Origin of the sequence: Helicobacter pylori (genome assembly GCF_030323545.1) — a bacterium.
In the GTDB taxonomy this organism is placed as follows: Bacteria; Campylobacterota; Campylobacteria; order Campylobacterales; family Helicobacteraceae; genus Helicobacter; species Helicobacter pylori_CO.
In genome coordinates this window covers 385,665-412,379 of sequence record NZ_CP122954.1, presented here as the reverse complement: position 1 = coordinate 412,379, position 26,715 = coordinate 385,665, and the positions used below count along the sequence as shown (strand labels likewise).

At 39.1% G+C, this 26,715-nt stretch carries 20 protein-coding genes and 2 pseudogenes; 12 read left to right on the top strand and 10 right to left on the bottom strand.

Annotated features, from left to right (window positions below; translation table 11 throughout):
- The first annotated feature begins 17 nt into the window (after nt 1–17).
- Genes hopL through fic form a run of 3 tightly spaced genes read left to right on the top strand, consistent with a single transcriptional unit; the run spans nt 18 to nt 5,024 of the window.
- Nucleotides 18–3,677, top strand: coding sequence for a Hop family outer membrane protein HopL (gene hopL, locus QAP06_RS02035; RefSeq protein WP_286466153.1), 3,660 nt, complete (start codon nt 18–20; stop codon nt 3,675–3,677).
- A 13-nt stretch (nt 3,678–3,690) separates the two neighbouring features.
- Nucleotides 3,691–4,485: a pyrroline-5-carboxylate reductase gene (proC, locus tag QAP06_RS02030; protein WP_286466151.1), complete on the top strand. Its 795-nt coding sequence runs from the start codon at nt 3,691–3,693 to the stop codon at nt 4,483–4,485.
- Between the two features lie 5 nt (nt 4,486–4,490).
- Nucleotides 4,491–5,024: a protein adenylyltransferase Fic gene (fic, locus tag QAP06_RS02025; RefSeq protein ID WP_286466149.1), complete on the top strand. Its 534-nt coding sequence runs from the start codon at nt 4,491–4,493 to the stop codon at nt 5,022–5,024.
- Nucleotides 5,025–5,267: 243 nt separating this feature from the next.
- Here the strand turns inward: fic and ybeY are convergent, their stop codons facing one another.
- From ybeY to QAP06_RS02010, 3 genes are all read right to left on the bottom strand, one after another.
- Entirely contained in the window at nt 5,268–5,690 is a 423-nt protein-coding gene (gene ybeY / locus QAP06_RS02020; RefSeq protein WP_286467375.1) for an rRNA maturation RNase YbeY, read from the bottom strand.
- A 52-nt stretch (nt 5,691–5,742) separates the two neighbouring features.
- Nucleotides 5,743–6,237 (bottom strand): flavodoxin, encoded by a 495-nt coding sequence (locus tag QAP06_RS02015; protein WP_140569643.1) that lies wholly within the window; start codon nt 6,235–6,237, stop codon nt 5,743–5,745.
- 90 nt (nt 6,238–6,327) lie between these two features.
- On the bottom strand, nt 6,328–6,909 hold the full coding sequence (locus QAP06_RS02010) for a DedA family protein (protein ID WP_162970811.1): 582 nt from the start codon (nt 6,907–6,909) through the stop codon (nt 6,328–6,330).
- Nucleotides 6,910–7,032: 123 nt separating this feature from the next.
- Between QAP06_RS02010 and ccoS the strand changes: the two genes are divergently transcribed.
- Nucleotides 7,033–7,224, top strand: coding sequence for a cbb3-type cytochrome oxidase assembly protein CcoS (gene ccoS / locus QAP06_RS02005; RefSeq protein WP_001090943.1), 192 nt, complete (start codon nt 7,033–7,035; stop codon nt 7,222–7,224).
- A gap of 22 nt (nt 7,225–7,246) precedes the next feature.
- A complete protein-coding gene (locus tag QAP06_RS02000; protein WP_286466145.1) occupies nt 7,247–8,215 on the top strand; it encodes an NAD(P)-binding domain-containing protein in 969 nt (322 codons plus the stop codon).
- Between the two features lie 204 nt (nt 8,216–8,419).
- Here the strand turns inward: QAP06_RS02000 and QAP06_RS01995 are convergent, their stop codons facing one another.
- The gene (locus QAP06_RS01995) at nt 8,420–9,580 is read right to left on the bottom strand and encodes an HP1165 family MFS efflux transporter (protein ID WP_286466143.1); all 1,161 of its coding nucleotides are present in this window, start codon (nt 9,578–9,580) and stop codon (nt 8,420–8,422) included.
- 63 nt (nt 9,581–9,643) lie between these two features.
- Between QAP06_RS01995 and pgi the strand changes: the two genes are divergently transcribed.
- Both pgi and hofH read left to right on the top strand, forming a co-directional pair.
- A complete protein-coding gene (pgi, locus tag QAP06_RS01990) occupies nt 9,644–11,281 on the top strand; it encodes a glucose-6-phosphate isomerase (RefSeq protein WP_286466141.1) in 1,638 nt (545 codons plus the stop codon).
- A 306-nt stretch (nt 11,282–11,587) separates the two neighbouring features.
- Nucleotides 11,588–13,003, top strand: coding sequence for an outer membrane beta-barrel protein HofH (hofH, locus tag QAP06_RS01985; RefSeq protein WP_286466139.1), 1,416 nt, complete (start codon nt 11,588–11,590; stop codon nt 13,001–13,003).
- 151 nt (nt 13,004–13,154) lie between these two features.
- Here the strand turns inward: hofH and QAP06_RS01980 are convergent.
- The 3 genes and pseudogenes from QAP06_RS01980 to QAP06_RS01970 form a co-directional block, all read right to left on the bottom strand.
- Nucleotides 13,155–14,431 (bottom strand): annotated as a pseudogene (locus tag QAP06_RS01980) (RNA-guided endonuclease InsQ/TnpB family protein).
- Nucleotides 14,406–15,059: pseudogene (locus tag QAP06_RS01975) on the bottom strand (IS607 family transposase). The pseudogenes QAP06_RS01980 and QAP06_RS01975 overlap by 26 nt, the downstream one beginning before the upstream one ends.
- 315 nt (nt 15,060–15,374) lie before the next feature.
- Nucleotides 15,375–17,468 carry a carbon starvation CstA family protein gene (locus tag QAP06_RS01970; RefSeq protein ID WP_286466136.1) on the bottom strand — a complete coding sequence of 698 codons (2,094 nt, stop codon included), beginning with the start codon at nt 17,466–17,468 and terminating at the stop codon, nt 15,375–15,377.
- A 181-nt stretch (nt 17,469–17,649) separates the two neighbouring features.
- On the opposite strand from QAP06_RS01970, the gene QAP06_RS01965 reads away from it, so the two are divergent.
- The 5 genes from QAP06_RS01965 to QAP06_RS01945 all read left to right on the top strand — a co-directional run bounded on the left by QAP06_RS01965 (nt 17,650) and on the right by QAP06_RS01945 (nt 21,279).
- Entirely contained in the window at nt 17,650–18,303 is a 654-nt protein-coding gene (locus tag QAP06_RS01965) for an amino acid ABC transporter permease (RefSeq protein ID WP_220997250.1), read from the top strand.
- Nucleotide 18,304: 1 nt separating this feature from the next.
- A complete protein-coding gene (locus tag QAP06_RS01960) occupies nt 18,305–18,976 on the top strand; it encodes an amino acid ABC transporter permease (RefSeq protein ID WP_286466129.1) in 672 nt (223 codons plus the stop codon).
- A gap of 1 nt (nt 18,977) precedes the next feature.
- Nucleotides 18,978–19,724 (top strand): amino acid ABC transporter ATP-binding protein, encoded by a 747-nt coding sequence (locus QAP06_RS01955; protein WP_033616782.1) that lies wholly within the window; start codon nt 18,978–18,980, stop codon nt 19,722–19,724.
- A 48-nt stretch (nt 19,725–19,772) separates the two neighbouring features.
- Nucleotides 19,773–20,606: a transporter substrate-binding domain-containing protein gene (locus tag QAP06_RS01950; RefSeq protein WP_286466126.1), complete on the top strand. Its 834-nt coding sequence runs from the start codon at nt 19,773–19,775 to the stop codon at nt 20,604–20,606.
- Between the two features lie 121 nt (nt 20,607–20,727).
- Nucleotides 20,728–21,279: a hypothetical protein gene (locus QAP06_RS01945; protein ID WP_286466124.1), complete on the top strand. Its 552-nt coding sequence runs from the start codon at nt 20,728–20,730 to the stop codon at nt 21,277–21,279.
- 175 nt (nt 21,280–21,454) lie between these two features.
- On the opposite strand, the gene QAP06_RS01940 is transcribed toward QAP06_RS01945, so the two are convergent.
- From QAP06_RS01940 to hopQ, 3 genes are all read right to left on the bottom strand, one after another.
- Entirely contained in the window at nt 21,455–22,678 is a 1,224-nt protein-coding gene (locus tag QAP06_RS01940; RefSeq protein ID WP_001174141.1) for a sugar MFS transporter, read from the bottom strand.
- 129 nt (nt 22,679–22,807) lie between these two features.
- Nucleotides 22,808–24,115, bottom strand: coding sequence for an NCS2 family permease (locus tag QAP06_RS01935; protein WP_286466123.1), 1,308 nt, complete (start codon nt 24,113–24,115; stop codon nt 22,808–22,810).
- 454 nt (nt 24,116–24,569) lie between these two features.
- Nucleotides 24,570–26,492: a Hop family adhesin HopQ gene (gene hopQ, locus QAP06_RS01930; protein ID WP_286466121.1), complete on the bottom strand. Its 1,923-nt coding sequence runs from the start codon at nt 26,490–26,492 to the stop codon at nt 24,570–24,572.
- Nucleotides 26,493–26,715 lie beyond the last annotated feature (223 nt).

Sequence of the window (26,715 nt, the reverse complement as noted above, 5' to 3'; positions counted from 1 at the left end):
CAAAATAAGGGAAAAATATGATAAAAAAAGCTAAAAAATTTATACCACTCTTTTTAATTGGCTCCCTCTTAGCGGAAGACAATGGCTGGTATATGTCTGTAGGCTATCAAATCGGTGGCACGCAACAATTTATCAATAACAAACAACTTTTAGAAAATCAAAATATCATCAACAGCGTAACCCAAAGCGCGATCAATATTGCAGGGCCTACTACCGGTCTTATCACTTTAAGCTCTCAAAGCGTCATTGACGCTTTAGGCTATGGCGTGAGTAACACCGTGGGCAACCAATTAGAGGGCATTTCTAATATCCTAAATCAAATTGGCAAAAGAAAAGACTTTTATTCTAGCCGTCAAATCTCTAGCATTTCCCAGCAAATCATAGGGCTTAAAGGAAGCTCTGATCCCTTAAAAGCCCATTCTTCACAGATCACAGCTAAACTCCTCTCTAACACCCAGAGTGTGTTTGATGAAGGCATCGCGCTAAGCTCTAACATTATTAGCTCTACCAACAGCCTTAATCCCAGCAACAACGCCAAAGAAGTCAAAGCCCAGCTCCAAAACACCGCGCAATCCATGGCAGAATTATTGCAACAAATTGAACACAGCATCACTAAAACCACTAGCACCACTTACGCGCAATCCTTACTCTCCAATCTAACCGATGCGGTGAATGCCTCTAGCAATAATACCGCTTATGTGAGCGCCTTAAAGAATGCTTTAACCACTCTTGGGGTGGGGTATTTCCCTACGACAACCACAACGCATGTGGTGTTAAACCCACCGGGACAAATCGTATTTTATCCCACTAATTCCATTTTAGGCTCTACTTCTTCAAACAGCAATAACCAACAACAATACAACAACACCCTTTTAATGAACACTTTACAAGGGGAATTGAGCGCTAATACTCAAAATAACCCCAATGGTTGCGCCAATCAAGTCCAATGCTTAGAGCAATTCATCCAAAATTTAGCCCCTTTAGCCGCAACCCCCACTTCAAATAACCAAGCCAACCAGCAAGTCCAAGCCATCGCTCAAAAGCTTCAAAGCGTTGCTATCAACACTTTAGACAACAATGCAATCAACAACACCACCTATAATTTAAACAACTTGCACAACGCTTTGAATTTCCAAGCCTATGAAAGCACGATAGAACAATACAATAACGCTTTAAAACAAATTTCTTGGATCAGTTTTACTGAGCCTAAAAACTTACTCAAAAACACTTCTAACAATTACCAAATCGGCACGGTTACCAACGCTCAAGGGCAAAATATCAGCGCCTATGATTGCGCAAGCACTACCGGGAGTCTTTCTGGCGATACTTCTAATGGGATTTCATGCTCAGCCACAAGCTCCACAAACTCCACGAATAACACAAATAGTTTTGACAATTCTTTAGTCGCTACCTCTAAAATCCAAACCATAGGGGGCAAAGAGCAGATCGGCGTGAACTCTTTTAACCTTGTTTCTCAAGTGTGGAGCGTTTATAACTCTTTAAAAACTTCAGAAGCCAATTTGCAAAAAAACGCCAATATCTTATGCGCTAATGGGACGCAATCTGGGACAAGCTCATGCAATACCAGCTCTTCAGGGGGTTTGAGTATCAGCGGGAACGCCCAATTGCAAAATATTTTAAGTTCTACTAATGGGACTACCGCTAACGCTCAAGCTAAAAGCAACGCTCCCAAACTAAAAGCAATGGTGGTGGTGAATAATGAAGAAGAAGCTAAAACGACCAATTTAGCTCAAAATAGTGGGGCAACCACCCAATCCCCTAACAGCACGGTGATGGGAGCTTTAAACACCGTGTTGCAAAATGTCAGCAATTTCCAACAAAGCATTCAAAACGCTTTTCAAAACCAAGAAAGTAATATCCAAGCTTGGGCGAATGCGATTTATAACACCAATGGGAATCAATCGCAAGAGATGACACCTAACAATAACCAAAATTTACGCATCCAATTGAGGGCGAATTTTTACCAACTCATCAATACGATTAACCAGCAAGTGCCTACAGACATGAGCGCTTTAATTAATCAAAGCCAACAGCAAAACACAACCAACAACAACGCATGCGGTAATAACACAACAAATTGGTGCTATCAGCAGTGGTCCGATTCTAAGGCTTATTACAGCGGGTTGCAAAGCGCTTTAGGGTATCAAACACAAGCGACAACTCAAAGCGGGAGCAGTGGTGGGAGCAGCATCACCTACAATGTCCAACAAATCACGCTCACTAGCGGTGGTTTACTCAATCAAATTATCACAAATCTTAAGAGCGTTAATGGAGGCAGTAATGGGGGAAGCAGTGGAAATGGAACTAGTCAAATCACTACAGCCTACCAAATGCTCACAGACGCCAGCGATGGGAAGTTGGGGACTTATAGTAGTAGCAATAGTGGCAGTAATAACGGCTATCAAACATGCAATAGCGGGAGCAATGGAACGAGTGGGAGCAATTGCTACACCCCTAGCAAAACACAAAGCACCACCACCGCCACCACTAACGAAAACAATAGCTTGCAAAAAGTCTATAATGACGCTCAAAAAATAGCCAACATTATCGCCAGCTCTGGGAATAATAAAGGTGTTGAAAGCGGCTTAAAACAATTCTTTGAAGCGCTAAAAAATAATAGTAGCAGTCTTAATAATTTGTGCAGTAGCGATAGTAGTGGCACTAATTGCACCGGTGGGCTTATCAACCTTTTAGGGGCAATCCCCACAAATGGGGTGAGCGATACGAATAATTTAATTAATTTGCTCACTGAATTCATTAAAACCGCCGGGTTTATCCAAAATAATGATAATAGTGTATCTACTAGTCTTACAAGCGCTTTTCAAGCCATTACAAGCGCTATTTCTCAAGGGTTTCAAGCCTTGCAAAACGATATTAGCCCTAATGCGATTTTAACCTTGCTCCAAGAAATCACTTCTAACACCACCACCATTCAGTCATTCTCGCAAACCTTACGGCAGCTTTTAGGGGATAAAACATTCTTTATGGTGCAACAAAAACTCATTGATGCGATGATTAACGCCAGAAATCAGGTTCAAAACGCGCAAAATCAAGCCAATAACTACGGCTCTCAACCCGTTTTAAGCCAGTATGCGGCCGCTAAAAGCACCCAACACGGCATGAGCAACGGCTTAGGGGTTGGTTTGGGCTATAAATACTTCTTTGGTAAAGCGAGAAAATTAGGCCTTAGGCATTATTTTTTCTTTGATTACGGCTTTAGTGAAATAGGCTTAGCCAATCAAAGCGTGAAAGCGAATATCTTTGCTTATGGGGTAGGCACGGATTTTTTATGGAACTTGTTTAGGAGGACTTACAACACTAAAGCGTTGAATTTTGGGCTATTTGCTGGGGTCCAACTGGGCGGTGCGACTTGGCTTAGCTCCTTAAGGCAACAAATCATTGACAATTGGGGAAACGCTAATGACATTCATTCAACGAATTTTCAAGTGGCGCTGAATTTTGGGGTGCGCACCAACTTTGCGGAGTTTAAGCGTTTTGCCAAGAAATTCCACAATCAAGGGGCTATAAGCCAAAAGAGCGTGGAATTTGGGATCAAAGTGCCTCTCATCAATCAAGCGTATTTGAGTAGCGCCGGGGCTGATGTGAGCTACAGGAGGCTTTATACTTTCTATATCAATTACATCATGGGGTTTTAAAAAAGGGTGCGTCATGGAAATCTTACAATTCATCGGCTATGGGAATATGGCTCAAGCGATTTTAGAAGGCTCTCATGAAATTTTATCCAAGCGTTTTATTTTAGAAATTACCGGGCGAAACCCTGAAAAAATCGCCCCCTTTTTACAAGAAAAAAACATTCAAGCTCAAATCGTGCCTTACAAAGATGCTATTGATATACACCAAAAATTCGTGTTTTTACTTTTTAAGCCTTATAACCTTAAGGATTTTAATTATCAAGGGCAAGCCAAAAGCGTTTTGAGCGCACTAGCTGGCGTGGGTTTTAAAGCTTTAAGCGATGCGATAAATTCTTTACATTACCTCAAATGCATGCCCAATATTGCAAGCAAATTCGCCCTTTCTTCTACGGCGGTGTGTGAAAAATCACCCATGCCCTTAATAAGCCAAAAGGCTTTGAGTGTTATTGAGAGTTTTGGGAATTGCGTGCGAGTGGGTCATGAAGAGTTGGTGGATGCCAGCGTGGCGACAAACGGGAGCGCGCTTGCGTTTTTAAGCTTGGTAGCGAGCAGTTTGAAAGATGCGGGTATTAGAGAGGGCTTGAACGCTAGAGATTCTTTAGAATTGGTGAAAATGAGTTTTAAAGGCTTTGCCAGGCTTTTAGAAAAAGAACGCCCCGAGATGATTATAGAGCAAATTTGCACCCCTAAAGGTGCAACGATTGAAGGCTTGAGCGTTTTAGAAAAAAAGGGGGTTAGGGGAGCGTTTATCAAAGCATGCCAAAAGAGCGTGAAAAAAATGCACCCTAAAAATTACACTCTTAAAAAATAAGTGCAATGCATTTAGACAGACAGAGTTTAGAAAAAGCCAAGCATTTGATCCAAAGCGGTCTGATTGACACCATAGAAGTAGGCACAATCAAGGACCTGCAAGAAATCCATCGGTTTTTGTTTGAAGGGTTGTATGAATTTGCTGGGAAAATCAGGGATAAAAACATTGCTAAAGGAAATTTCAGATTCGCTAACTGCTTGTATTTGGATTTGATTTTACCCAGAATTGAGAGCATGCCACAAAGCCATTTCAATCAAATCATAGAAAAATATGTGGAAATGAATACCGCTCACCCTTTTTTGGAGGGTAATGGCAGAGCGACTAGGATATGGCTTGATTTATTGCTTAAAAAGGAATTAAAAAAAATTGCGCTTTGGGATAGGATTGATAAAGCCGCTTATTTGAGCGCAACAGAAAGGAGTCCTGTGAATGATTTGGAAATCAAAACGCTTTTAAAAAAGCATTTGAGTTCTAATATTAACGATCCCTTAACTTTCATTAAAGGCATCACGCAGTCGTATTATTATGAAGGGCTTTGAAAAAATACTAAAATCATTTTTTATAATCCAATACGAAAGAGTTTGACGCTAGTCAAGAGATAGTTTTTTATAATGCGATCTTAGGGGATTAGTGGGATTTAGTTGGGGGGTTGCAGGAGGAAATGTTTACCTCCCATCCCCCCTTTACTATAAAATAAAATTTAAAATATAAGACAAAATAATTAAAGCCCCATTTTAAAAGAAATTAAAAGCTTTATTTGTCAGCGTTAGAGCCACCTAAAACTAATCCTGTGCCCGTTCAATCAAACTCAAAGGCAAGTCAAACGCTTTAATGAGTTCGCTCTCTTTTTGGCGTTGTTCTCCCTTATCTTTTTCATGGTCATAGCCTAACAAGTGCAACACCCCATGAATGAATAAAAGAGCGATCTCCTCTTCTAATCTATGCCCTAATTTCAGGGCGTTTTCTTGAGCTAATGGCATGTTAATCACCACGCTCCCTAAAGGGGTGTGAGGAATCGCTTCTAAAGGGAAGCTCAAAACATCGGTAGCGTAATCGCAACCTCTAAAATCCCTGTTGATTTCTCGCATGGTTTCATCGCTCACTAAAACAAGCTCAATAATTTGAGTGGGGGCTAAAATATTTGCGATTTTTTCTAATAATAAAAAGTCTGACTCTAGTGGGGTTTGGTTGTCTATTTCTAGCATTAAAGACATAAAAAGGAGTTTAAAAAAGCCCTAAATTTAGGGCTTATAAAGATTAAGCGAAAGAACCTTTAATTTGTTCTACCCATTTTGAAATCCTCTCATCAGTGAGATCGTCTTGATTGTCTTCATCAATCACAAGACCCACGAATTTACCGCCTTCTACCGCTTTAGAAGCTTCAAAATGATAACCATCAGTGGGAGTTTGCCCTACCACTTTACCGGCTTTAGCTTTTTCATAAATGTGGAAAATGCCTTCTGCAAAAGTTTCGCTGTAAGTGTCTTGATCGCCCAAGCCTACAAGTCCAATGGTTTTATTCGCAAAATCGCTCGATTCCAGTGTGCCTAAAAAGTCTTCCCAATCTGTTTGCAAATCGCCCGCACCGGCTGTTGGAGCGACTAAAATAACCTTTGTAAAGCTATTAAATTGCTCTTTAGAAGCCTTAGCCACATCAATCACTTCGGCATTACCAATAGCCTTGCTGATTTTTTCAGCGATAGCTTCAGCGTTCCCGCTGTCTGTCCCAAAAAAGATACCAATTTTTCCCATATTCCAATCCTTGTGTTTAAAGATACTAACGCACCCACTTTTTGCGAATGCTTGTGGGCGTAGTTTAGCGCATTTAATTAAAAATCTTGCTTAAAAACCCATTTTGCGCGAATATCGTTTCAATAAAAACCATATTAAAAGCAACACAAGACCCAAACCAATAAGAAAAAACGAAGTGTAATGAGAAAGCCTTTCATACAGCGTTTTCACCCAATCGCTCGCTTTAAAAGAAACGCTCCCCACGATCAGCGCCCACAAAAAACTGGATAAAACATTAAGCCATAAAAATCTTTTTAAAGGGTATTTGCTAAAACCAACCGCCAAAGGCACAACGCTTTTAATCCCATACAAATATTTATTAACAAAAATCATGAGCAAGGCGTAGCGTTTCACCCACAAACTCGCTAAAGCAAGCTTTCTTCTGTGCTTTTGGAAATATTGCAAAAATTCTCTTTTTTGATAGCGGGCAAAGACTACAAGAGCCCCACTCCCTACCATATTCCCTAAAAAAGCGACAAGAATGGTTATTTTTATATCCAAAGCGTGCGTGGTCGCGCTCAAAATAGAAGCGATGACAATCCCCACATACCCACCCCCCAAAGAATACACAAATAAAATAAGATAACCCCACTCCTTAAAACCCTCTTGAAAACGCAACAACGCTTCTTGCATAAAAACCCTCTTTTGATTCGTTTTTATTTTCATGTTATCCAAACTTATTCAACCTATTGGTGATTTGAACGCTATCTTTTAGTATAATGACAGCGTTATCCTAATAACCTAAAAGATATAGAGATGAATACAGAAATTTTAACCATCATGTTAGTTGTCTCAGTGCTTATGGGATTAATAGGCTTAATAGCGTTTTTATGGGGGGTTAAAAGCGGTCAGTTTGACGATGAAAAACGCATGCTTGAAAGCGTGTTGTATGACAGCACAAGCGATTTGAACGAAGCAATTTTACAAGAAAAACGCCAAGAGAACTAAAAAGAAAATAATAAGGATAGAAATGAACCAAGAAATTTTAGATGTGTTGATAGTGGGTGCAGGGCCTGGGGGCATTGCCACGGCCGTAGAATGCGAAATAGCCGGCGTTAAAAAAGTGCTTTTATGCGAAAAAACCGAAAGCCATTCAGGCATGATAGAGAAGTTTTATAAAGCCGGTAAAAGGATTGATAAAGATTATAAAAAGCAAGTCGTAGAGCTTAAAGGGCATATCCCTTTTAAAGACAGCTTTAAAGAAGAAACTTTAGAGAATTTCACTAACCTTTTAAAAGAGCATCGCATCACGCCAAGCTATAAAACCGATATTGAGAGCGTGAAAAAAGAAGGCGAATACTTTAAAATCACCACCACTTCTAATGCAACCTATCATGCTAAATTTGTGGTGGTTGCGATCGGGAAAATGGGCCAGCCAAACCGCCCTACTACTTACAAAATCCCTGTTGCGCTCTCTAAACAAGTGGTTTTTAGCATCAATGATTGTAAGGAAAATGAAAAAACCCTTGTGATTGGCGGAGGCAACTCAGCGGTGGAATACGCCATTGCTTTGTGCAAAACCACCCCTACCACCCTCAATTACCGCAAAAAAGAATTCAGTCGCATCAATGAAGACAACGCTAAAAACTTGCAAGAAGTCCTAAACAATAACACGCTTAAAAGCAAGCTTGAAGTGGATATTGAAAGCCTAGAAGAAGATGGCACTCAAATTAAGGTTAATTTCACCGATAACACGAGCGAGAGTTTTGATCGCTTGCTGTATGCGATCGGTGGCTCTACCCCTTTAGAATTTTTTAAACGCTGTTCTTTAGAGTTGGATCCTAGCACCAATATCCCTGTAGTGAAAGAAAATTTAGAGAGCAACAATATCCCTAATTTATTCATCGTGGGCGATATTTTATTCAAATCAGGGGCGAGTATCGCTACCGCTTTAAACCATGGCTATGATGTTGCTGTAGAAATCGCTAAAAGGTTGTAGTCTTATATTTTATTTAGCAAAACTCATTTCCTTAAGGGGATAGGGGGTATTTTGCGATAATACCCCCTTAACCCCCTTAATAAACCCCCTAACCCCCAAGACCGCTTTTTTAATAAGTTATCACTTGACTAGCGTCAAGCTCTTTTATATTTTTATTTAAAAAAATACTTTTTGGCATTTTTTACATTTTATGTTCAATATTCATCACTCATCAAACGGCTTAGCCTTATACAAAAAGAAAAAGAGCATGATAAGCGTTAGGGCAAAATGCATGGTGATGATAGTTAGGGGCGAGAAGTAACGCAGTTCCAAACTACTGAGCGATAAAACTAACACAGAAACCACGCGCACACAGCTTGATAAAAGCGATGAGAGCGATGAAATGTTGTTTTTAGAAACGAATTTGGAGAATTGATACCCCAAGCAATAACTCATGTAAGCAAAAAACGCCACCATGAGCGCATACACCCCTATGAAACAATAAGGGATATTGCTAAGCAACAAGGGGCTAACGCCCAGCAACACCAAAAGCGAACTTAGGGCGATTTTTTGGCTGTAATTTTTGGCTTTTAAAAAATGAATGAGGATGGAAATCACTTGAAAAGCGATATAAAATATAAAAAGGTATTGCTCTTTAACGCCTTGTTTTAAAAAATACGCTTGCCACATTTGAAAATGGCTCATAAAAAAGACGGGCGTAATCAAATGCCCCACTAACAAAATTTTAAGCTTGGGGTTATCTTTAAGCTCTTTAAGACTGCCTTTGACTTGCTCTTTAAGGAGTTTCAAACTTTTTTGGCTTTTAAAATCTTCTTCTTTTTCTTTAAAATAAATGATGATCGTTAGTGCACAGAGCATGATTAAAAAAATCCCCACGATATACAGCATCGCATGGACTTTGAGATACAAAAACGATCCCAAAGAACTCCCTATAATCATGCCCAAATAAGCGATTTGATTGTTTTTGGCTAAAAATTTAGACAAATCCTTTTTATTTTCTTTAATGTCTGTGATGAGTGAAGCTTCAATCGTGCCGCTAGAGCATGCGCTATACAAACCATACAGCCCCCACGCTAAAAGCATGAGAATAAAACTATCAAAAAACAGCACAAACGAAAAACTAGCGATTAAAAAGGCGTTAGAAACCAGGAATAAATTTTTTCGGCTCATCAAATCCGCTAAAACGCCGCTTGGGTATTCAGCCACCAGCACGCAAAAGCTAAAAAAGGTTTGCACGAGCAAGATTTCACTCAAACTAAGCCCTTTAGAAAGCAACAATGGGGTTAAAATCGCATGGGGCAAGCTTTGAGCGATGATTAAGAGAAAATTCGCCCCATAGTAAGCTAAAATGTTTTTTCTTAACATTTGAAAATTGTAATTAAAACTAGCTTATAATAGAGCGTTATATTTTTTATTTAAGGGGTATTGATGCTAACCCAATTAAAAACTTATCCAAAATTACTCAAACATTATGAAGAAATCAAAGAAGCGCATATGCGCGATTGGTTTTCCAAAGACAAAGAGCGAGCGAGCCGTTATTTCGTGCAATTGGAAAGCTTGAGTTTGGACTATTCCAAAAACCGCTTGAACGATACCACTTTAAAGCTTCTTTTTGAATTAGCGGATGACTGCTCTTTAAAAGAAAAGATTGAGGCGATGTTTAAGGGCGAAAAAATCAACACCACCGAAAAAAGGGCCGTTTTACACACCGCTTTAAGAAGCTTGAATGACACTGAAATTTTACTAGACAACATGGAAGTGTTAAAAAGCGTGAGAAATGTTTTAAAACGCATGCGAGCCTTTAGCGATAGTGTGAGAAGCGGTAAAAGATTGGGCTATACCAATCAAGTGATCACTGATATTGTCAATATCGGTATTGGAGGGTCAGATTTAGGCGCTTTAATGGTTTGCACCGCTCTAAAACGCTACGGCCACCCGAGATTAAAAATGCATTTTGTGTCTAATGTGGATGGCACACAGATTTTAGATGTTTTAGAAAAACTCAATCCAGCCAGCACGCTTTTTATCGTGGCTTCTAAGACTTTTTCCACTCAAGAAACCTTAACCAACGCCCTAACCGCTAGAAAATGGTTTGTAGAAAGAAGCGGCGATGAAAAGCATATCGCTAAGCACTTTGTAGCGGTATCCACTAATAAAGAAGCCGTGCAACAATTTGGCATTGACGAGCATAACATGTTTGAATTTTGGGATTTTGTAGGGGGGCGCTATAGTTTGTGGTCGGCTATTGGCTTATCCATTATGATCTATTTAGGGAAGAAAAATTTCAACGCTCTTTTGAAAGGAGCGTATTTGATGGATGAGCATTTTAGAAACGCCCCTTTTGAAAGCAATTTACCCGTTTTAATGGGGCTAATTGGCGTGTGGTATATCAATTTTTTTAAATCCAAAAGCCATTTAATCGCTCCTTACGATCAGTATTTAAGGCATTTCCCTAAATTCATTCAGCAATTAGATATGGAAAGTAATGGCAAACGCATCAGCAAAAAAGGCGAAATCATCCCCTATGACACCTGTCCTGTTGTTTGGGGCGATATGGGCATTAACGCTCAGCACGCCTTTTTCCAGCTCTTGCATCAAGGCACGCATTTAATACCCATTGATTTTATCGCTTCTTTAGACAAAAAGCCTAACGCTAAAGGCCACCATGAGATTCTATTCAGCAATGTTTTAGCGCAAGCGCAAGCTTTCATGAAAGGCAAGAGTTATGAAGAAGCGCTTGGGGAATTGCTCTTTAAAGGCTTAGACAAAGATGAAGCCAAAGATTTAGCCCACCACAGGGTATTTTTTGGCAACCGCCCTTCTAATATCCTTTTATTAGAAAAGATTTCACCAAGCAATATTGGGGCATTAGTGGCTCTTTATGAGCATAAAGTCTTTGTGCAAGGGGTTATTTGGGATATTAACAGCTTTGATCAATGGGGCGTGGAGCTTGGGAAAGAATTAGCCGTGCCGATTTTACAAGAATTAGAAGGGCATAAAAGCAACGCTTATTTTGACAGCTCCACTAAGCGCTTAATAGAATTGTATAAGAATTACAACCAATAGACTTTGTTTTATAACCAGATAAAACCTAAAAAACGATAAAACAAAGCTTAACCCCATTCTCAAGCGATCCATTCAAAATAATCCGTTACTCGTAACGGATTTTAGCACCATATATTAGCCATTTGAATTTAAAGAGAGTAAATTTTCCACAAATTAATCGTTTTTAGCTTTTAAAAGCTTGACTTTCTCATCATATGCATTATTTTACATATTATAATTATTTCAAAGCTAAGAATAATAAAAATCAAAGAATAGATTTATCTTTAAAAGTATTTGCATTTATCAATCTCATTTTAGGAGGCATGCATGAAAAAGGCAAGTCAGGTTTTATTCTTTGGGGCATTTTTAAGCTCTTCTTTACAAGGTTTTGAAGCTAAGCTTAATGGCTTTGTGGATCAATCCAGCACGATCGGTTTTAACCAGCATAAAATCAATAAAGAAAGAGGCATCTACCCTATGCAGCAATTCGCAACGATTGCGGGCTATTTAGGGCTTGGTTTTAGCCTGTTACCCAAAAAGGTTTCAGACCATGTTCTAAAAGGCAAAATAGGGGGCATGGTGGGATCTATTTTCTATGACGGCACGAAGAAGTTTGAAGACGGCTCTGTGGCTTACAATCTCTTTGGTTATTACGATGGGTTCATGGGGGGTTATACAAACATCTTACAAAGCGATGATTTAGGGACACAGAACATGAAATACAACAAAAATGTCCGCAATTATGTCTTTAGCGATGCGTATTTAGAATACGCTTATAAGAATTATTTTGAAATAAAAGCCGGACGCTATCTCTCCACCATGCCTTATAAAAGCGGTCAAACGCAAGGCTTTCAAGTTTCTGGGCAATACAAGCATGCGCGCTTGACTTGGTTTAGCTCTTTTGGGAGGGCGTTCGCTTACGGCTCGTTTTTAATGGATTGGTTTGCCGCTAGGACCACTTATAGCGGAGGCTTCACTAAAAACGATAAGGGAGGTTATGATAGCCATGGGCGAAAGGTGCTTTATGGCACGCATGCGGTGCAACTCACCTATAAACCTCATCGTTTCCTCATAGAAGGCTTTTATTACCTTTCGCCTCAAATCTTTAACGCTCCGGGCGTTAAGATTGGTTGGGACTCTAACCCCAATTTTAGCGGCACAGGCTTTCGCTCTGATACAGCTGTCATAGGGTTTTTTCCCATTTACTACCCTTGGATGATCGTTAAATCCAACGGGAGTCCGGTCTATAGATACGACACGCCTGCCACTCAAAACGGGCAAAATCTCATTATCCGCCAACGCTTTGATATAAACAATTACAATGTTTCCATCGCTTTTTATAAAGTCTTTCAAAACGCTAATGGTTGGATAGGCAATATGGGGAATCCAAGCGGTGTGATAATGGGGAGTAACAGCGTCTATGCGGGTTTTACAGGCACAGCCCTTAAAAGAGACGCCGCTACCATTCTCCTTTCTTGTGGCGGCACTCATTTTGCCAAAAAATTCACATGGAAATTCGCCACACAATATTCCAATTCAGTAGTCTCTTGGGAAGCGAGAGCGATGATCTCTTTAGGTTATAAATTCACTGAATACTTGAGCGGTAGCGTGGATCTTGCGTATTATGGCGTGCATACTAACAAAGGCTTTAAACCGGGTGAAAACGGGCCTGTGCCTAAAAACTTCCCCGCCCTTTATTCTGACAGGAGCGCGTTATACACGGCTCTAGTAGCATCTTTTTGATGCTGTCTCCTATAATATGGTAGGCATCATTTTGATGCTATCTCCCATGATAGGATAAGCGTCTTTTAACGCTGTTTCTCTAATCTCTATTATATAAAATTTCTTTTCAAGCAAAAGCCGTTACTACAAACCTATAAAATCCTATAAAGAGCTATAAAATTCTCTCAATTTGGGATTTTTGTTGTATTCCTAGTTCAACCTTGCTAGTTGCTAAACGATTATTGGACAAATCATTCAACAGAGCCGTCAAGTCCATAGGCGTAAATTCGGCAGTAACTCTACCTACTAAATGCTTTAAAAGATTGATAGCAGCGTTTATATCTCTATCTAATTCAAAGCCACACTCTAGGCATTGATAAATCCTATCGTTAAGCTTTAAATCTTGTTTAACTTTTTGACAATTAGAACAAGTCTTAGAGCTTGGATAGTAAGTGTCAGCTATTAAAATTTCTTTATTAGAGTATTTAGCTTTATATTTTAATAGCGTGTTAAACATGGACATAGAAACATCGCTTAAAGATTTAGCTAACCTGTGATTTTTAAACATGTTTTTGACTTTCAAACTCTCTAAACAAAACGACTTTGAGTGTCTTATAAGAGAGCTTGTGAGCTTGTGTAAAAAATCAAGTCTGATGTTAGCTATTTTTTCATGCAAGTGGGTAAGCTTTTTAGAATGCTTTAAGTAATTATTAGATTTCTTGGTTTTATCCCCTTTGGTTTTTGGGTGGATTTTTTTACTCAGTTGTCTGCTAATTCTTACAAGCTTTCTAGTAAGCTTATCTAAGGGCTTAGGGCATAGATATTTAAGCCATTAGACAAACTCACAAAGGATTTAATCCCTATATCAATCCCTAGCTCATTATGACTTTCTTGGAGTTTATGGGTTCGCTTGTATTCACTCTCATCAATATCACAAGAGATTGAAACATAGAAATGATCGCCCTTTTGAGTGATGGTAGCGTTATTGATTTTGCCTTGAAATCTTAGTTTTTCAGTGAGTTTGATTGGGGGTAAGTTAGGTATTTTTAAATAATCAGTATTAGCTGTTTGAATGATTTTAATTTGGTCGCCCCCTATATAAAAAGAACCTTGAAACTCTCTTTTCTTTTTAAATTTAGGGTAACTCACTAAACCTTTTTTTAAATCCTTAAAAAACTTATTAAAGGCTAGATTTAAGTGGATAAAAGGCTGTTGGGTGGCGTATTTAGTTACTTCATAAACGAAATTAAATTGCGATTTTTTAAGAGCGTTAAATTCTTTTTTAAGCTGTAGATGGTTAGTTTTAATGCCTAGTTGATAGTTTTCTTTCCACTTAGCTAATCCCCAATTATAAGCTAACCTAGCGCACCCAAAAGCTTTTTTAAAATAAGTAATATGCTTGTTGTTAGGCTTTAAAGCTATTTTATGCGTGATTGAGATAGCTGACATTGTTAGTGATTACTTCTTGCATTTCATTTAAGAGCTTCTTGTTTTTTTTTAGACCTAGAGCCATACAATCTAGCGCTAAAGACGGTTATAATTTCTAAAACATCTTTGGCTAATTCTTCTTCAAACCTCACATTCTCATCGCCCTTATTGATGATAATCACTTCTACTTCTTTAGCTTCACAAATACTGAATACCAATTCGGCTCCAAAGCGTAATAATCTGTCTTTATGCGTTAATACAAGGCGTTTGACTTGATTGTCTAAGATTAAATTTAAAAGCTTGGTTAAGCCTTTTTTATAGTAGTTCATGCCACTCCCTAAATCTTGTATCACTTCATAGTTAAAGCCGCATTTAGCGCAATAAAGCTCTAAGACTTGAACTTGTCTGATTAAATCATCTTGTTGGTCATGCGAGCTTACTCTAGCATAAGCTATTGTTTTTAATTCATCTTGATTAAAGACTACGCTTCTATTGATACGCCTTAAACTTTCTAACTTATAACGCCTTTCACCGCCTTTAGTGAGTTCATCAGGTTTTAACAAATCTTTTTTATCCCAATTGCGTAAGGTTTGGATAGTTACACTAAAAGCTTACTCGCTTGACCGATGGATAGCATTCTTTTATTCATGCGAGCAGTATAACACAAAACTTAATAACCTATACAAAAATTATAGTGTTTTATGGATTATTATAGTATTTTAGTTGCTGTTTGTAGCCCTTTTTAAATCATACCCGTTAAGTAAAATACCCATCATCTTTAAACCATCTTTAAAATTGAGCTTTTAGCATTTTTTAGAAAATAATAAAGAGTTTGTTAAAAAGCAAGCGATAGCTTTTTAAAAACCCAAGCAGAAATCCCAAACGTCTTTAGTGTTTGCACGCTTCACAAACAAGGTCAAACTTTTTTTATGGATTTAAAGGGGGGTTAAAACCCCTTTTTTATTCAAGCGGCTTTGATATAGGGCGTTTCAGCCAGTGGCGGGTAAATTTGATTTTTAAAATAAGCGTTTGAGCAAATCCTAACGCTCACTATTAAAACCAATAGCGCTACAAGCATGAAAAATACGCACAAAATCGCATCAATAGCGTGGTTAAAAAAGGATTTTTGGAGCGTTTTTAGCGCTTTTTCATCGGTAGTGGTAGCCATTTTTTCTTTGATGATTTGCATTTGCGCCACATGCGAAACGTTATTAAGCACGCTATCATCACTCTTTGGCATTACTTTTAAAATACCGCTATAAAAAGTGATAAATAAAATCAAAACTGCCGGCAAGGCACTTACCATCGCCCCCTTAAAACGCCCCATTTTAAACAACACCACCGTAACCAACAACAACGCCATACCCGCTAACATCTGATTGCTCACGCCAAATAAAGGCCATAGCGTATAAATCCCCCCTTTAGGATCGATCGTGCCTTGATACAAGAAATACCCCCACCCTGCCACACACAAAAGAGTGGCAAAAATCCCAGCCTTATAAGAGCTAAGATTACCCAAAGGTTTATAAACATTACCGAGCAAATCCTGGATCATAAAACGAGCGGTTCGTGTGCCAGCATCCACAGCGGTTAAAATGAACAAAGCTTCAAACAAAATCGCAAAATGGTACCAAAACGCCATCACGCTTGGATCCCCTAAAATGTGATACACAATCATCGCTAAACCGATCGCAAAAGTGGGCGCCCCACCGGTGCGGCTCAAAATGGAGCTTTCGCCGATGTTTTTGGTCATCTCACGGATTTCTTCAGCGCTGATGCTAAACCCCCATGAGCTAATCACTGAAGCCGCATCAGCTATATCTTTACCGATGCTCACTTCTGGAGAATTGATAGCGAAATAAAGCCCTGGGTGTAAAATCCCTGCACACACCAACGCCATAAGAGCCACAACGCTCTCCATCACCATAGAACCATAACCCACTAGCCTTGCGTCGCTTTCTTTAGCGAGCATTTTAGGGGTCGTGCCTGAAGAAATTAAAGCATGAAAACCGCTAATCGTCCCGCAAGCCACCGTGATAAACAAGAAAGGGAACACGCTTCCTGCAAACACAGGCCCACTGCCATCTACAAAGGGCGTGATTTTAGGGATTTGTAAAGGCGGAGCGACAAAAATAATAGCCACAACCAACACCCCTATAACGCCAATTTTTAAAAAAGTGCTTAAATAATCTCGTGGAGCGAGTAAAAACCATACCGGTAAGATAGAAGCCACAAAACCATAGCCCATGATCATCCACGCTAAAGAACTGGCATCAAAGGTGAATATTGACGCTAATTTAGGATCTAAAGAAACATATTTACCCGCATAAATCGCTATAATCAATAAGATAAAGCCAATAACAGAAACTTCTAAAATCTTATGAGGCCTGAAAAACCGCATGTAAAGCCCCATAAGAATCGCAATGGGAATAGTCATTGCAATCGTAAAAAAGCCCCAAGGCGAATGCGCTAAAGCCTTCACCACCACCATCGCTAAAATCGCAATGATAATGAGCATGATCCCTAAAATACCAAGACTTGCGATCATGCCTACAAATTGACCCATTTCAAGCTTGATCATTTCGCCTAAAGACTTGCCATCGCGCCTAATGGAAGCAAAAAGCACCACAAAATCATGCACGCAACCCCCTAAAACCGAGCCTATCAAAATCCATAAGATAGAGGGCAAGTAACCCATTTGAGCGGCTAGTATCGGGCCTACTAAAGGGCCAGCCCCAGCAATAGCGGCGAAATGATGCCCAAAAGTGATCGCTTTATCGGTTGGCACAAAATCCCTGCCATCATTCCTTACGCATGCGGGCGTGGCTCTGTTGTCATCTAGCTTTAACACCCTATAAGCGATAAAATGGCTATAAAAACGATAGCCTATGCTATAAATGCAAGCGCTCGCTACTACAAGCCATAGCGTGTTAACGCTCTCGCCCTTGTGTAAGGCTAACACCCCTAAACAGATCGCCCCTAAAATAGCGGCAAAAACCCAAGCCAAAGAAACTAAACTTTTTTGCATGTTCTCTCCATTTAATGGTTGTTTAACCATTATTGTTAATTTCAGCCAGTTTTTTTATTATAATTCAAATTTTCTTTGAATAAGGACTGAATGGCTCATAAACTTTCCATAATAAAGGCTTGGTTTTTCCAAACTTCTAACAATTAGGATAAATAAGAGCCGTTTTTAAACATGATGCTTTAAAGCGTCATTAATTTTAAGGTATAGCGTTATGGCATTAGATTGGGATTTTATGTTTCACTCCATCCCTATGTTTCTTAAGGGGTTAGAACTCACGCTTTATATTTCTTTTTTTGGGATTTTGCTCTCTCTTTTGGTGGGGTTTTTGTGCGCGATCATTTTGTATTTTAAAACGCGCTTTATCTCCCCTATTGTCTATATCTATGGCGAAATCGCTAGGAACACGCCCCTGCTCATCCAGCTTTTCTTTTTGTATTACGGGTTGAATGAAATCGGTTTGAGCGCTTTAGAGTGTGCGATTTTAGCGTTAGGGTTTTTGGGTGGGGGGTATATGAGTCAGAGTTTTTTGCTTGGGTTTAAAAGCTTAGCTTCCATTCAAAAAGAAAGCGCTTTGAGTTTAGGGTTTAGCCCTTTGAAAATGATGTATTACATCATTTTGCCTCAAAGTTTAAGCGTTTCTATGCCTTCTATAGGGGCGAATGTGATCTTTTTACTCAAAGAAACTTCTGTGGTGGGCGCGATAGCCCTAACCGATATTATGTTTGTGGCGAAAGATTTTATTGGCATTTATTATAAAACGACTGAAAGCCTTTTGATGTTAAGCCTCACTTATTTGATCGCTTTACTCCCTTTAAGCGTTTTGTTTGTGATTTTAGAGCGTTTTTTTAAAAAGAAAGTGGCTTAAAATGGGAGTTTTGTTAGAGTTAGACAACCTTAAGCGTTTGTTAGAAGGGTTTGAAACCACTCTTTTGATCGCTCTTAGCTCTGCGGTTATTTCAATCATTGTTGGAATGCTTTTGGGGAGCTTGATGGCGTTTGGCTCTAAAATAATGGTTTTGGCGTGTCGTGTGTATTTAGAAAGCATTCGCATCATCCCGCTTTTAGCATGGCTTTTTATTGTGTATTTTGGGTTAGCGAGCTGGTTTGATTTGCATATTAGCGCCGTTTTAGCGAGCGTTATTGTTTTTAGCTTGTGGGGTGGTGCTGAAATGATGGATTTAACCAGAGGGGTTTTAACTTCCGTGAGCAAACACCAAGTAGAAAGCGCTCTGGCTTTAGGCATGGATTCAAAAAGGGTGGTTTTTAACGTTATTTTCCCTCAAAGCTTTTTGTCTTTATTGCCCTCAAGCCTTAATTTATTCACGCGCATGATTAAAACCACAGCCTTAGTCTCTCTCATTGGAGCGATTGATTTGTTAAAAGTGGGCCAACAAATCATAGAGCTTAACCTCTTACGCATGCCCAATGCGAGCTTTGTGGTTTATGGCGTTATCTTAATGTTTTATTTTAGTTTATGCTATAGTTTGAGCCTGTATAGTTCCTATTTAGAAAAAAAATTCCAATACATTAGAGGGTAAAATGAGCGTGATTTTAGAAACCAAAGGGTTAAAAAAAACCTATCAAAACCATTTGGTTTTAGACGGCATCAATTTCACTTTAAACAAGGGTGAAGTGGCAGTGATTTTAGGGCCTAGCGGGTGCGGGAAAAGCACTTTTTTAAAATGTTTGAACGGGCTTGAAAAGATTGATGGAGGTGAAATCCTTTTTGAAAACACTAACCTTAATACACCAGCCACTAACTGGAATCAAATGCGCCAAAAAATAGGCATGGTGTTTCAAAATTATGAATTGTTCCCGCATTTAAATGTGTTAGATAATATCTTACTCGCCCCCTTAAAAGTGCAAAAACGATCCAAAGATGAGGTTATTTCTCAAGCCGTAGAGCTTTTAAAGCGAGTGGGTTTGGAGCATAAACAACAAGCTTATCCTAAAGAATTGAGCGGCGGGCAAAAGCAGCGAGTAGCGATCGTGCGTTCTTTGTGCATGCGGCCAAAAATCATGCTCTTTGATGAAGTAACCGCCTCTTTAGACCCTGAAATGGTTAAAGAAGTTTTAGAAGTGATTTTAGAATTGGCCACAACGGGCATGAGCATGGTGATTGTAACGCATGAAATGAAATTCGCGCAAAAAATCGCTCATAAAATCGTGTTTTTTGATAGCGGTAAGATCGCTGAAGAAAACAGCGCTAAAGAATTTTTTAACCACCCTAAATCTCAAAGAGCACAAAAATTTTTAGAAACTTTCCATTTTTTAGGGAGCTGTTAAATAAAGTTTGCTAAAAAGATGATTTTAATTTCAAAAAAAGGTGTTTTTATGAAAACGAACGGGCTTTTTAAGGTATGGGGGCTGTTTTTAGTTTTAATCGCTTTAGTCTTTAACGCATGTTCTGATAGCCATAAAGAAAAAAAGGACGCTTTAGAAGTCATTAAGCAAAGAGGGGTTTTAAAAGTGGGGGTTTTTAGCGATAAGCCTCCTTTTGGATCTGTGGATTCTAAGGGACAATATCAAGGCTATGATGTCGTCATTGCTAAACGCATGGCCCTTGATTTATTGGGCGATGAAAATAAGATTGAGTTCATTCCTGTAGAAGCTTCAGCTAGGGTGGAATTTTTAAAAGCCAATAAAGTGGATATTATCATGGCTAATTTCACGCGCACTAAAGAAAGAGAAAAAGTCGTGGATTTCGCTAAGCCGTATATGAAAGTCGCTTTGGGGGTGATTTCTAAAGATGGGGTCATTAAAAATATAGAAGAGTTGAAGGATAAAGAGTTGATTGTGAATAAAGGCACGATAGCGGATTTTTATTTCACTAAAAATTACCCCAATATCAAACTTTTGAAATTTGAACAAAACACAGAGACTTTTTTAGCCCTTTTAAATAATAAGGCTACCGCTCTAGCCCATGATAACACTTTATTGCTCGCTTGGGCGAAACAACACCCTGAGTTTAAATTAGGCATTACAAGCCTTGGCGATAAGGATGTGATCGCTCCAGCGATTAAAAAAGGTAACCCTAAGCTTTTAGAATGGTTGGATAACGAAATGGATTCCCTCATTTCTAGCGACTTCTTAAAAGAAGCTTACAAGGAAACTTTAGAGCCTGTTTATGGCGATGAAATCAAACCGGAAGAAATTATTTTTGAATGATTTCTTTAGGCTTTGATTTCTTGACAGAGCGTGTTTTGATTGCTAAATGAGCGGTTTTGTGATCTTTTTGTTTTTAATTTTGAGGTATATTTGTTTGATTTTACATTGAAAGGATTTGTTGATGAATCATTTTTATAAGCGTTGTTTGAAATTTTCATTAATTGGGTTGCTAGGGCTTTTGAGCGTTCAGCTTGATGCTAGGAGTTTTGTTGATGGGGATTTAGACATTCAAAAATTCAGCTATGAAGATTCTCTGCTTAAAAAGGGAGACCCTAATGGCGTGCATAAGGTGCAGGTGCGGGATTATAAAGGCAAAATGCAAGAAGCTGAAATCCACTCAGAAATACGCATCGCGCTTAAACCGGGGGTTAAAAAAGAAGTTAAAAAAGGCAAGATTTATAGCGCTCAAATCAATGATGGCATGTGCTATGCTTTTAGAATGCTCCAAACCGGCGATAATACCACAGGCCTTGATTCTAAAGAATTTCCCAAGCAAAGTCGTGAAAAAAAGGGCCGAGTGATCACCTTAATCGGTAAAGATGAAGTGCCTTATCTTATCTTAGAAACCGATTGCCAAGTGGGCGATATTGCAAAGATCTCTTTGGTGGGTAATTTTGATGGCACCGGGTTTCTTACGGAATATAAATTCAAAGGCGCTAAACCCATTTACTAGTCTTTATTTTTTGCTTCATTCTTAAAATCTCTTAATCTTTTGTGGTTAGGAGGTTTTTCTCATTTGCATGCCTTTTGATTTCAAACGCGCTATAAAACCTTATTTGATTTAGTATTTTTAAATTTTTTTAAAACAAGCTAAAAGAAAGAAAATAAAAGAGAAACCCCCCCCTTTTTTAGGAGTTTTCTTCTTGCTTATACCCTTTAAGCGCAAAGAAGAGGATATAAAAATAGCATAACAACGGCACACCATAAGCGTAGAGCAGATTTGACTCGGTTGCTGTTAGCATGTCTGTAACCGCGCCTTGAATGGGGGGGATTAACGCCCCTCCCACAATCGCCATGCTAATCACCCCAGAAGCCTTAGAAGTGAGATGCCCTAAATTGAGCGTAGCCAAAGAAAAGATTGTGGGGAACATGATAGAGTTGAAAAAGCCCACAAAAGTCAGAGCGAATAAAGCGATCTTGCCTCCAATAACAATGGCTAAAGCAATGAGAACAATAGAACTTAAAGCGTTGAAAGCCAAGTATTTATTAGGCGCAATTTTATTCATCAACACACTGCCCAAGAAACGGCCCACCATCGCGCCTCCCCAATAATACACCAAGTAATGCGCGCTTGATTGAGGGTCTAAATTCAAAAGCTTTTCAAAGCTTAGCACCAAGAACGATCCAATCGCAACTTCTCCCCCCACATAGAAAAAGATCCCTAAAGCCCCAAAAACAAAGTGTTTGTGCGAAAACAGGCTTTTTTGCGTCGTCTCTTTGGGCATTTCTTTTTCCACATCAGGCAATTTCAAAAGATACATGATGAGCGCTAAAAGAAGCGAAAACACCGCCAAGCCCAAATAAGGCATTTGAACGCTTTTAGCGTCCGCTAATTTATCTATCAAACTTGCATTATCGCCCATTTTAGTCGTGCTAAAAATCAACAAGCTCCCAAAAATAGGCCCTAAAGTCGTGCCAAGCGAATTGAACGCCTGGACTAAAACCAGGTTTCTGGCTTCTTTACCTTTAGAAAGCAGGGTTACAAAGGGATTACCGGCGGTTTGTAAGCATACAATCCCGCTCGCTAAAATAAACAACGCCCCCAAGAAAAACCCATAAGAGCCAAAATGCGCCGCCGGATAAAACAACGCGCACCCGCTCGCTGTGATCACAAAACCAAGCACTACGCCAAAAGGGTAGCCGATTTTACTGATCACATTCCCAAAAACTCCTCCCATGATGAAATACGCCCCAAAAAAGCAAAATTGAATGAGTGAAGCTTCAAAATAGGTCAAGTCAAAAATGGGTTTTAAATGCGGGATTAAAATATCGTTTAAAACCGTGATGAAACCCATTAGAAAGAATAGCGCTGTCAAACTCCCCAGCGCCAAGGTGTTAGAAGTTTTTTGCATACCATTTCCTTTTATTGAACTGATACAATAATAATAATGATATTACAATTATTTTAAGATAATAATCTGTCTAAATAAAGAAAAAGAGGCATGAAATGAGTAAAAAATGCAAAGCCCCTTAAAAAGAGCTTAACGAAAGATAAATACAGAAACAGAAATGATGCAGAGAATGATGATGCCTGAATTGAGTGCTTTGAAGTCTTTTTGAACCAATTTGATGATACTATAAGACAAAAAGCCAAAGGCTAAGCCATCGGCAATGGAGAAGGTTAAGGGCATCATCACCACGGTTAAAAAAGTGGAAACGCTAATGGCCATGTCTTTAAAATTCACCCCCTCTAACACGCTAAACATCAAAACCCCTACTACCACTAGCACCGGATAAATCGCATTGCTAGGAATAGCTTTTAAAAGAGGCAAGCAAAAGAGCGTTAAAACAAAAAATAATCCGGTAAAAACCGCTGTAAGCCCTGTGCGGCCCCCCTCTTCAACCCCACTCGCGCTCTCTATAAAAGCCGTCGTGGTAGAAACGCCCACTACCGCACTCCCTAAAGAAGCCACCGCATCTGCTTCCAAAGTCTTTTCCAATTCCTTGTTTTTTTCTTCATCATTGAAAAAATCAGTCTTGTGGCCAATCCCTGCAAGCGTGCCTAAAGAATCAAACAAATCGGTTACAAAAAAAGTGATAATAACTGGCACTAACGCTAAAGTGAAAGCCCCACTCGCATCAAAAAAAATGCCCTTAAAGTCTAATTGAAAGGCGATAGGGCCAATGCTAGCGGGCATGGAAAAAAACTCACTAGGGTAAGGAGCCAGCTTTAAAACCCATGCGAGAATGGAAGTGATTAAGACTGCTATAATGAAAGAACCCCTGATTTTGAGCGTGTAGAGCGCGAAAGTTAGAATGATCCCCACAACCCCCAATAACACATGCGGATCGCCAAAATCGCCTAAGGTTACAAGCGTAGCCTTATGGGTAACGACAATATGCATTTCTTTAAGGCCAATAAATGCGATAAAAGCCCCTATCCCCGCGCTCACCGCACGCCTTAAATCGCTAGGAATGCTTCGCATGACCCAACTTCTAAATTTGGTGAAAGACAGGATCACAAAAATCGCTCCCGAGAGCGCTACGACGCCTAAAGCACTCTGCCAAGGGAGTTTTAGCCCTTGAACTAGCCCGAAGCTAAAATAAGCTGACAGCCCTAAGCCCACGCTCATAGCGATGGGGGTGTTTGCCCACAATCCGTTAAACACGCTCGATAAGATAGTGATAATGGCCGTTGCGCTCAAAAGGGCTTCATAAGGCATGTTGGCTTGAGAAAGGATAAGAGCGTTTAAAGGCACGATGTAAATCATGGTGATAAAGGTCGTTAAACCCGCTCTAAACTCGGTGGCAATGTTAGTGTTGTGTTCTTTAAGCTTGAAAAACCCCATGTTAGATAACTCCTTACTATTTGGTATAGATTAATTTAATAAGGGGCTTTGAGATCATGCTAACACTATTTTATTTTAAATTGCCTTAAGACGCTTGATTGTGTTGTTTCAATCAAAAGAAGTGAGTAAAAAACCCTTTTTTTTAAAAACTCCGCTAAAAAATAATCGTTTTAACGAAAATCGCAAAAAAGCTCATCTTGTAAGGTAATTTTACTCTTTAGTGGTTTTTGAGAGAGCGTTTTTTTAAATTTGAAAAGATTGTTGTAAAACAAACGCCCCCATAAGAGCGGTTATGGGGATAAATTCTAAAAAGGAGTTTGCCATGGAAAATTAAAAGTGGCACAAGCATTATACCTTGAAATTTCTTTTTTAGAGTTTAATCATTGTTTTTTGAAAATTTTTAGCTTTAGAGGTTTTTTAGAAGTTTAACCCCCCTTTTTTAAAAAGAGAGCTTTTAATAAGCAAACACGTAATTGAGATACACGCTATAAAGCCTTCGGTATTCTAGTTTGGTGTCTAGAAAAGAATAGTAATTCGTGTTAATGGTAGGGATTTTCACGCCCAATTCCATGCCATGTTGAGCCGCATGATGGCTATCTTTTTTCTTAGGTCTAGCGAGATTGGTTCTCAAGCCTAAATTGAATAAAAATTGGAAATTAGCCGTATTCACTTTAGCGCTATAGACATTGCTGATGGTTTTTAAATTCACAAATTGAGAATTAAGCCATGAAGTCCCTGCTAAGGCAATGCCTCCAAAAAGCCCAAAAGAAATCTTGTTGTTTTTACCTAAAAAGTTGGTGTTTTTATCGTTGATGAAATTAAACAATAAATCGCTACCCACCCCATAAGTCCAAACATCAGAAGCCGAGTTAAAGAAATTGGATTTGATGTAGGCGTGGTTGTAATCAAAGAAACCATAATACCTTAACCCCCATCTTTTCTTTTCTCCAAAAAATTGCTTATAACCCACTTGCACCCCAAGGCCATTCAAGGCGCCGTTATTCGTGGTTGAAGAAGCGATCATGCCCATATTCCTAAAAGGGTTGTTGCCAAGTTCTTGAATAAGGGTGTTGGCTAGGTTTTGCGCTTGATTGATTTGTGGCGTTTGGTTGTTAAAATCGGCGGCGCTTGTTTTTAATGAAGACAGAGTTTCTTCCACGCCAGCACACCCGTTCCCCCAATTGTTCTTTTGATTGTGCATTGTCATATTCGCACTGCTTATAGCGCTCGCATCGCATTTCCCTATGTAGTCTTTAAGATGGCCTGAAGAAAGTTTGTTAAAATCGCTCTCCACTTGATTGGCTAGTTTTAAAATTTCTGCTTGAGATTGCGCGTTTTTGAGCATTTTTTGAGCTAAAGCCGTAAGACTGCTAGGGGTGTTAAGGTTGAGATTTTGGGGCTGTGTGATATTTTTTGGTTGGTTGGCGCTGAGTTGTTGGGTTTCTTGAACGATTTTTTGCGCATTATTAATCATGTCTGAAGCGGCACTAAACTCCGTGCCAAAAGTCGCGCATGAATTTTTGCCACCACCGGCTGTTTGCCATGAAGGGGTGTTTGTGCCATTAGTTCCACCATTGCTACTAGATTTCGCTATCAACATGGGGCAATAATCTTTAAGGGTATTGACAATCGTTTGCGCTTGAGTCAAAAGATTTTGCGCATCATTAGTCGTATCAATAACAGAAGTTGTCGTTTTAGTTTGATTATCTTGTTGATACTTTGATGTGGTTACATGCGCTTCTAACTTTTCCCCTTTGCTATTTAAAGGAGCAAGCCCGGCTTGTTTTAAAGCTTTTGAAAGAATCTGATAAGCTTCATGGATTTTTTCATATTGCTCAATAGATAGAGAAACATTTTTGTCTGCTTTTAATGTATTTGTGCCACTAGAACTATGAGTGCCATTACTATTTGTGCTCCCACCGCAATTGATTGTAGTGCCGTTGCCATTCTCATCGGTGTAGTGGAAATTTTTTTGATTGTTTTCGCCTGGACTTTTGGTATAGCCTCCGCATATGACTGCATAACCCATGCTATTCCATAGCCCTAACACCGATCTCAACGCTAAAAGCGTGGCTTGATAGGCAGGGGAATTGGTTGTCCCACCGGCTAAAGTTTTTGCGCGTTCGTTCAAATTATTAACCGCTTGGTTGATCGCTTGCGCACTTGTCTTTGAGCCTGAGCCATTATCGTTGGTTAAAAGCCTGCTTAATTTTTCATAAGCGTCTGAAAGTTTTTGCACCTTGTCGGCGTTTTTCACTTTTTGAACCGCTTCACCGATTTGATAGCCCACGCTTAAAAAAACGCCATTGTCTTCAGCATGGAGCAATGATGACGCAAGAGTTAGAGAAAGCAGAATCGTTTTTTTTGTTTTTTTCATAAAATGTTCCTTAAAGTAATGTTTTATTGTAAAAATGTATCAAAATGAGAATTTATTTACAATGCGTTTAATTATAGCATAAATTTATTGAATTTCAAAAAAAGTTTTAGGGTGTTTTGACATGTTCAATCAAGCTTTTAAGAGTGTTTTTATTTAATTGGGATTTGGTTTTAGAAAGATTGTTGTAAAATAAACGCCCCCATAAGTGCAATTATGGGGATAA

Bases quoted from the DNA above. Each gene is read 5' to 3' on its own strand.
- hopL (WP_286466153.1), top strand. From the start codon at position 18: ATGATAAAAAAAGCTAAAAAATTTATACCACTCTTTTTAATTGGCTCC.
- proC (WP_286466151.1), top strand. From the start codon at position 3,691: ATGGAAATCTTACAATTCATCGGCTATGGGAATATGGCTCAAGCGATT.
- fic (WP_286466149.1), top strand. From the start codon at position 4,491: ATGCATTTAGACAGACAGAGTTTAGAAAAAGCCAAGCATTTGATCCAA.
- ybeY (WP_286467375.1), bottom strand. From the start codon at position 5,690: ATGCTAGAAATAGACAACCAAACCCCACTAGAGTCAGACTTTTTATTA.
- QAP06_RS02015 (WP_140569643.1), bottom strand. From the start codon at position 6,237: ATGGGAAAAATTGGTATCTTTTTTGGGACAGACAGCGGGAACGCTGAA.
- QAP06_RS02010 (WP_162970811.1), bottom strand. From the start codon at position 6,909: ATGCAAGAAGCGTTGTTGCGTTTTCAAGAGGGTTTTAAGGAGTGGGGT.
- ccoS (WP_001090943.1), top strand. From the start codon at position 7,033: ATGAATACAGAAATTTTAACCATCATGTTAGTTGTCTCAGTGCTTATG.
- QAP06_RS02000 (WP_286466145.1), top strand. From the start codon at position 7,247: ATGAACCAAGAAATTTTAGATGTGTTGATAGTGGGTGCAGGGCCTGGG.
- QAP06_RS01995 (WP_286466143.1), bottom strand. From the start codon at position 9,580: ATGTTAAGAAAAAACATTTTAGCTTACTATGGGGCGAATTTTCTCTTA.
- pgi (WP_286466141.1), top strand. From the start codon at position 9,644: ATGCTAACCCAATTAAAAACTTATCCAAAATTACTCAAACATTATGAA.
- hofH (WP_286466139.1), top strand. From the start codon at position 11,588: ATGAAAAAGGCAAGTCAGGTTTTATTCTTTGGGGCATTTTTAAGCTCT.
- QAP06_RS01970 (WP_286466136.1), bottom strand. From the start codon at position 17,468: ATGGTTAAACAACCATTAAATGGAGAGAACATGCAAAAAAGTTTAGTT.
- QAP06_RS01965 (WP_220997250.1), top strand. From the start codon at position 17,650: ATGGCATTAGATTGGGATTTTATGTTTCACTCCATCCCTATGTTTCTT.
- QAP06_RS01960 (WP_286466129.1), top strand. From the start codon at position 18,305: ATGGGAGTTTTGTTAGAGTTAGACAACCTTAAGCGTTTGTTAGAAGGG.
- QAP06_RS01955 (WP_033616782.1), top strand. From the start codon at position 18,978: ATGAGCGTGATTTTAGAAACCAAAGGGTTAAAAAAAACCTATCAAAAC.
- QAP06_RS01950 (WP_286466126.1), top strand. From the start codon at position 19,773: ATGAAAACGAACGGGCTTTTTAAGGTATGGGGGCTGTTTTTAGTTTTA.
- QAP06_RS01945 (WP_286466124.1), top strand. From the start codon at position 20,728: ATGAATCATTTTTATAAGCGTTGTTTGAAATTTTCATTAATTGGGTTG.
- QAP06_RS01940 (WP_001174141.1), bottom strand. From the start codon at position 22,678: ATGCAAAAAACTTCTAACACCTTGGCGCTGGGGAGTTTGACAGCGCTA.
- QAP06_RS01935 (WP_286466123.1), bottom strand. From the start codon at position 24,115: ATGGGGTTTTTCAAGCTTAAAGAACACAACACTAACATTGCCACCGAG.
- hopQ (WP_286466121.1), bottom strand. From the start codon at position 26,492: ATGAAAAAAACAAAAAAAACGATTCTGCTTTCTCTAACTCTTGCGTCA.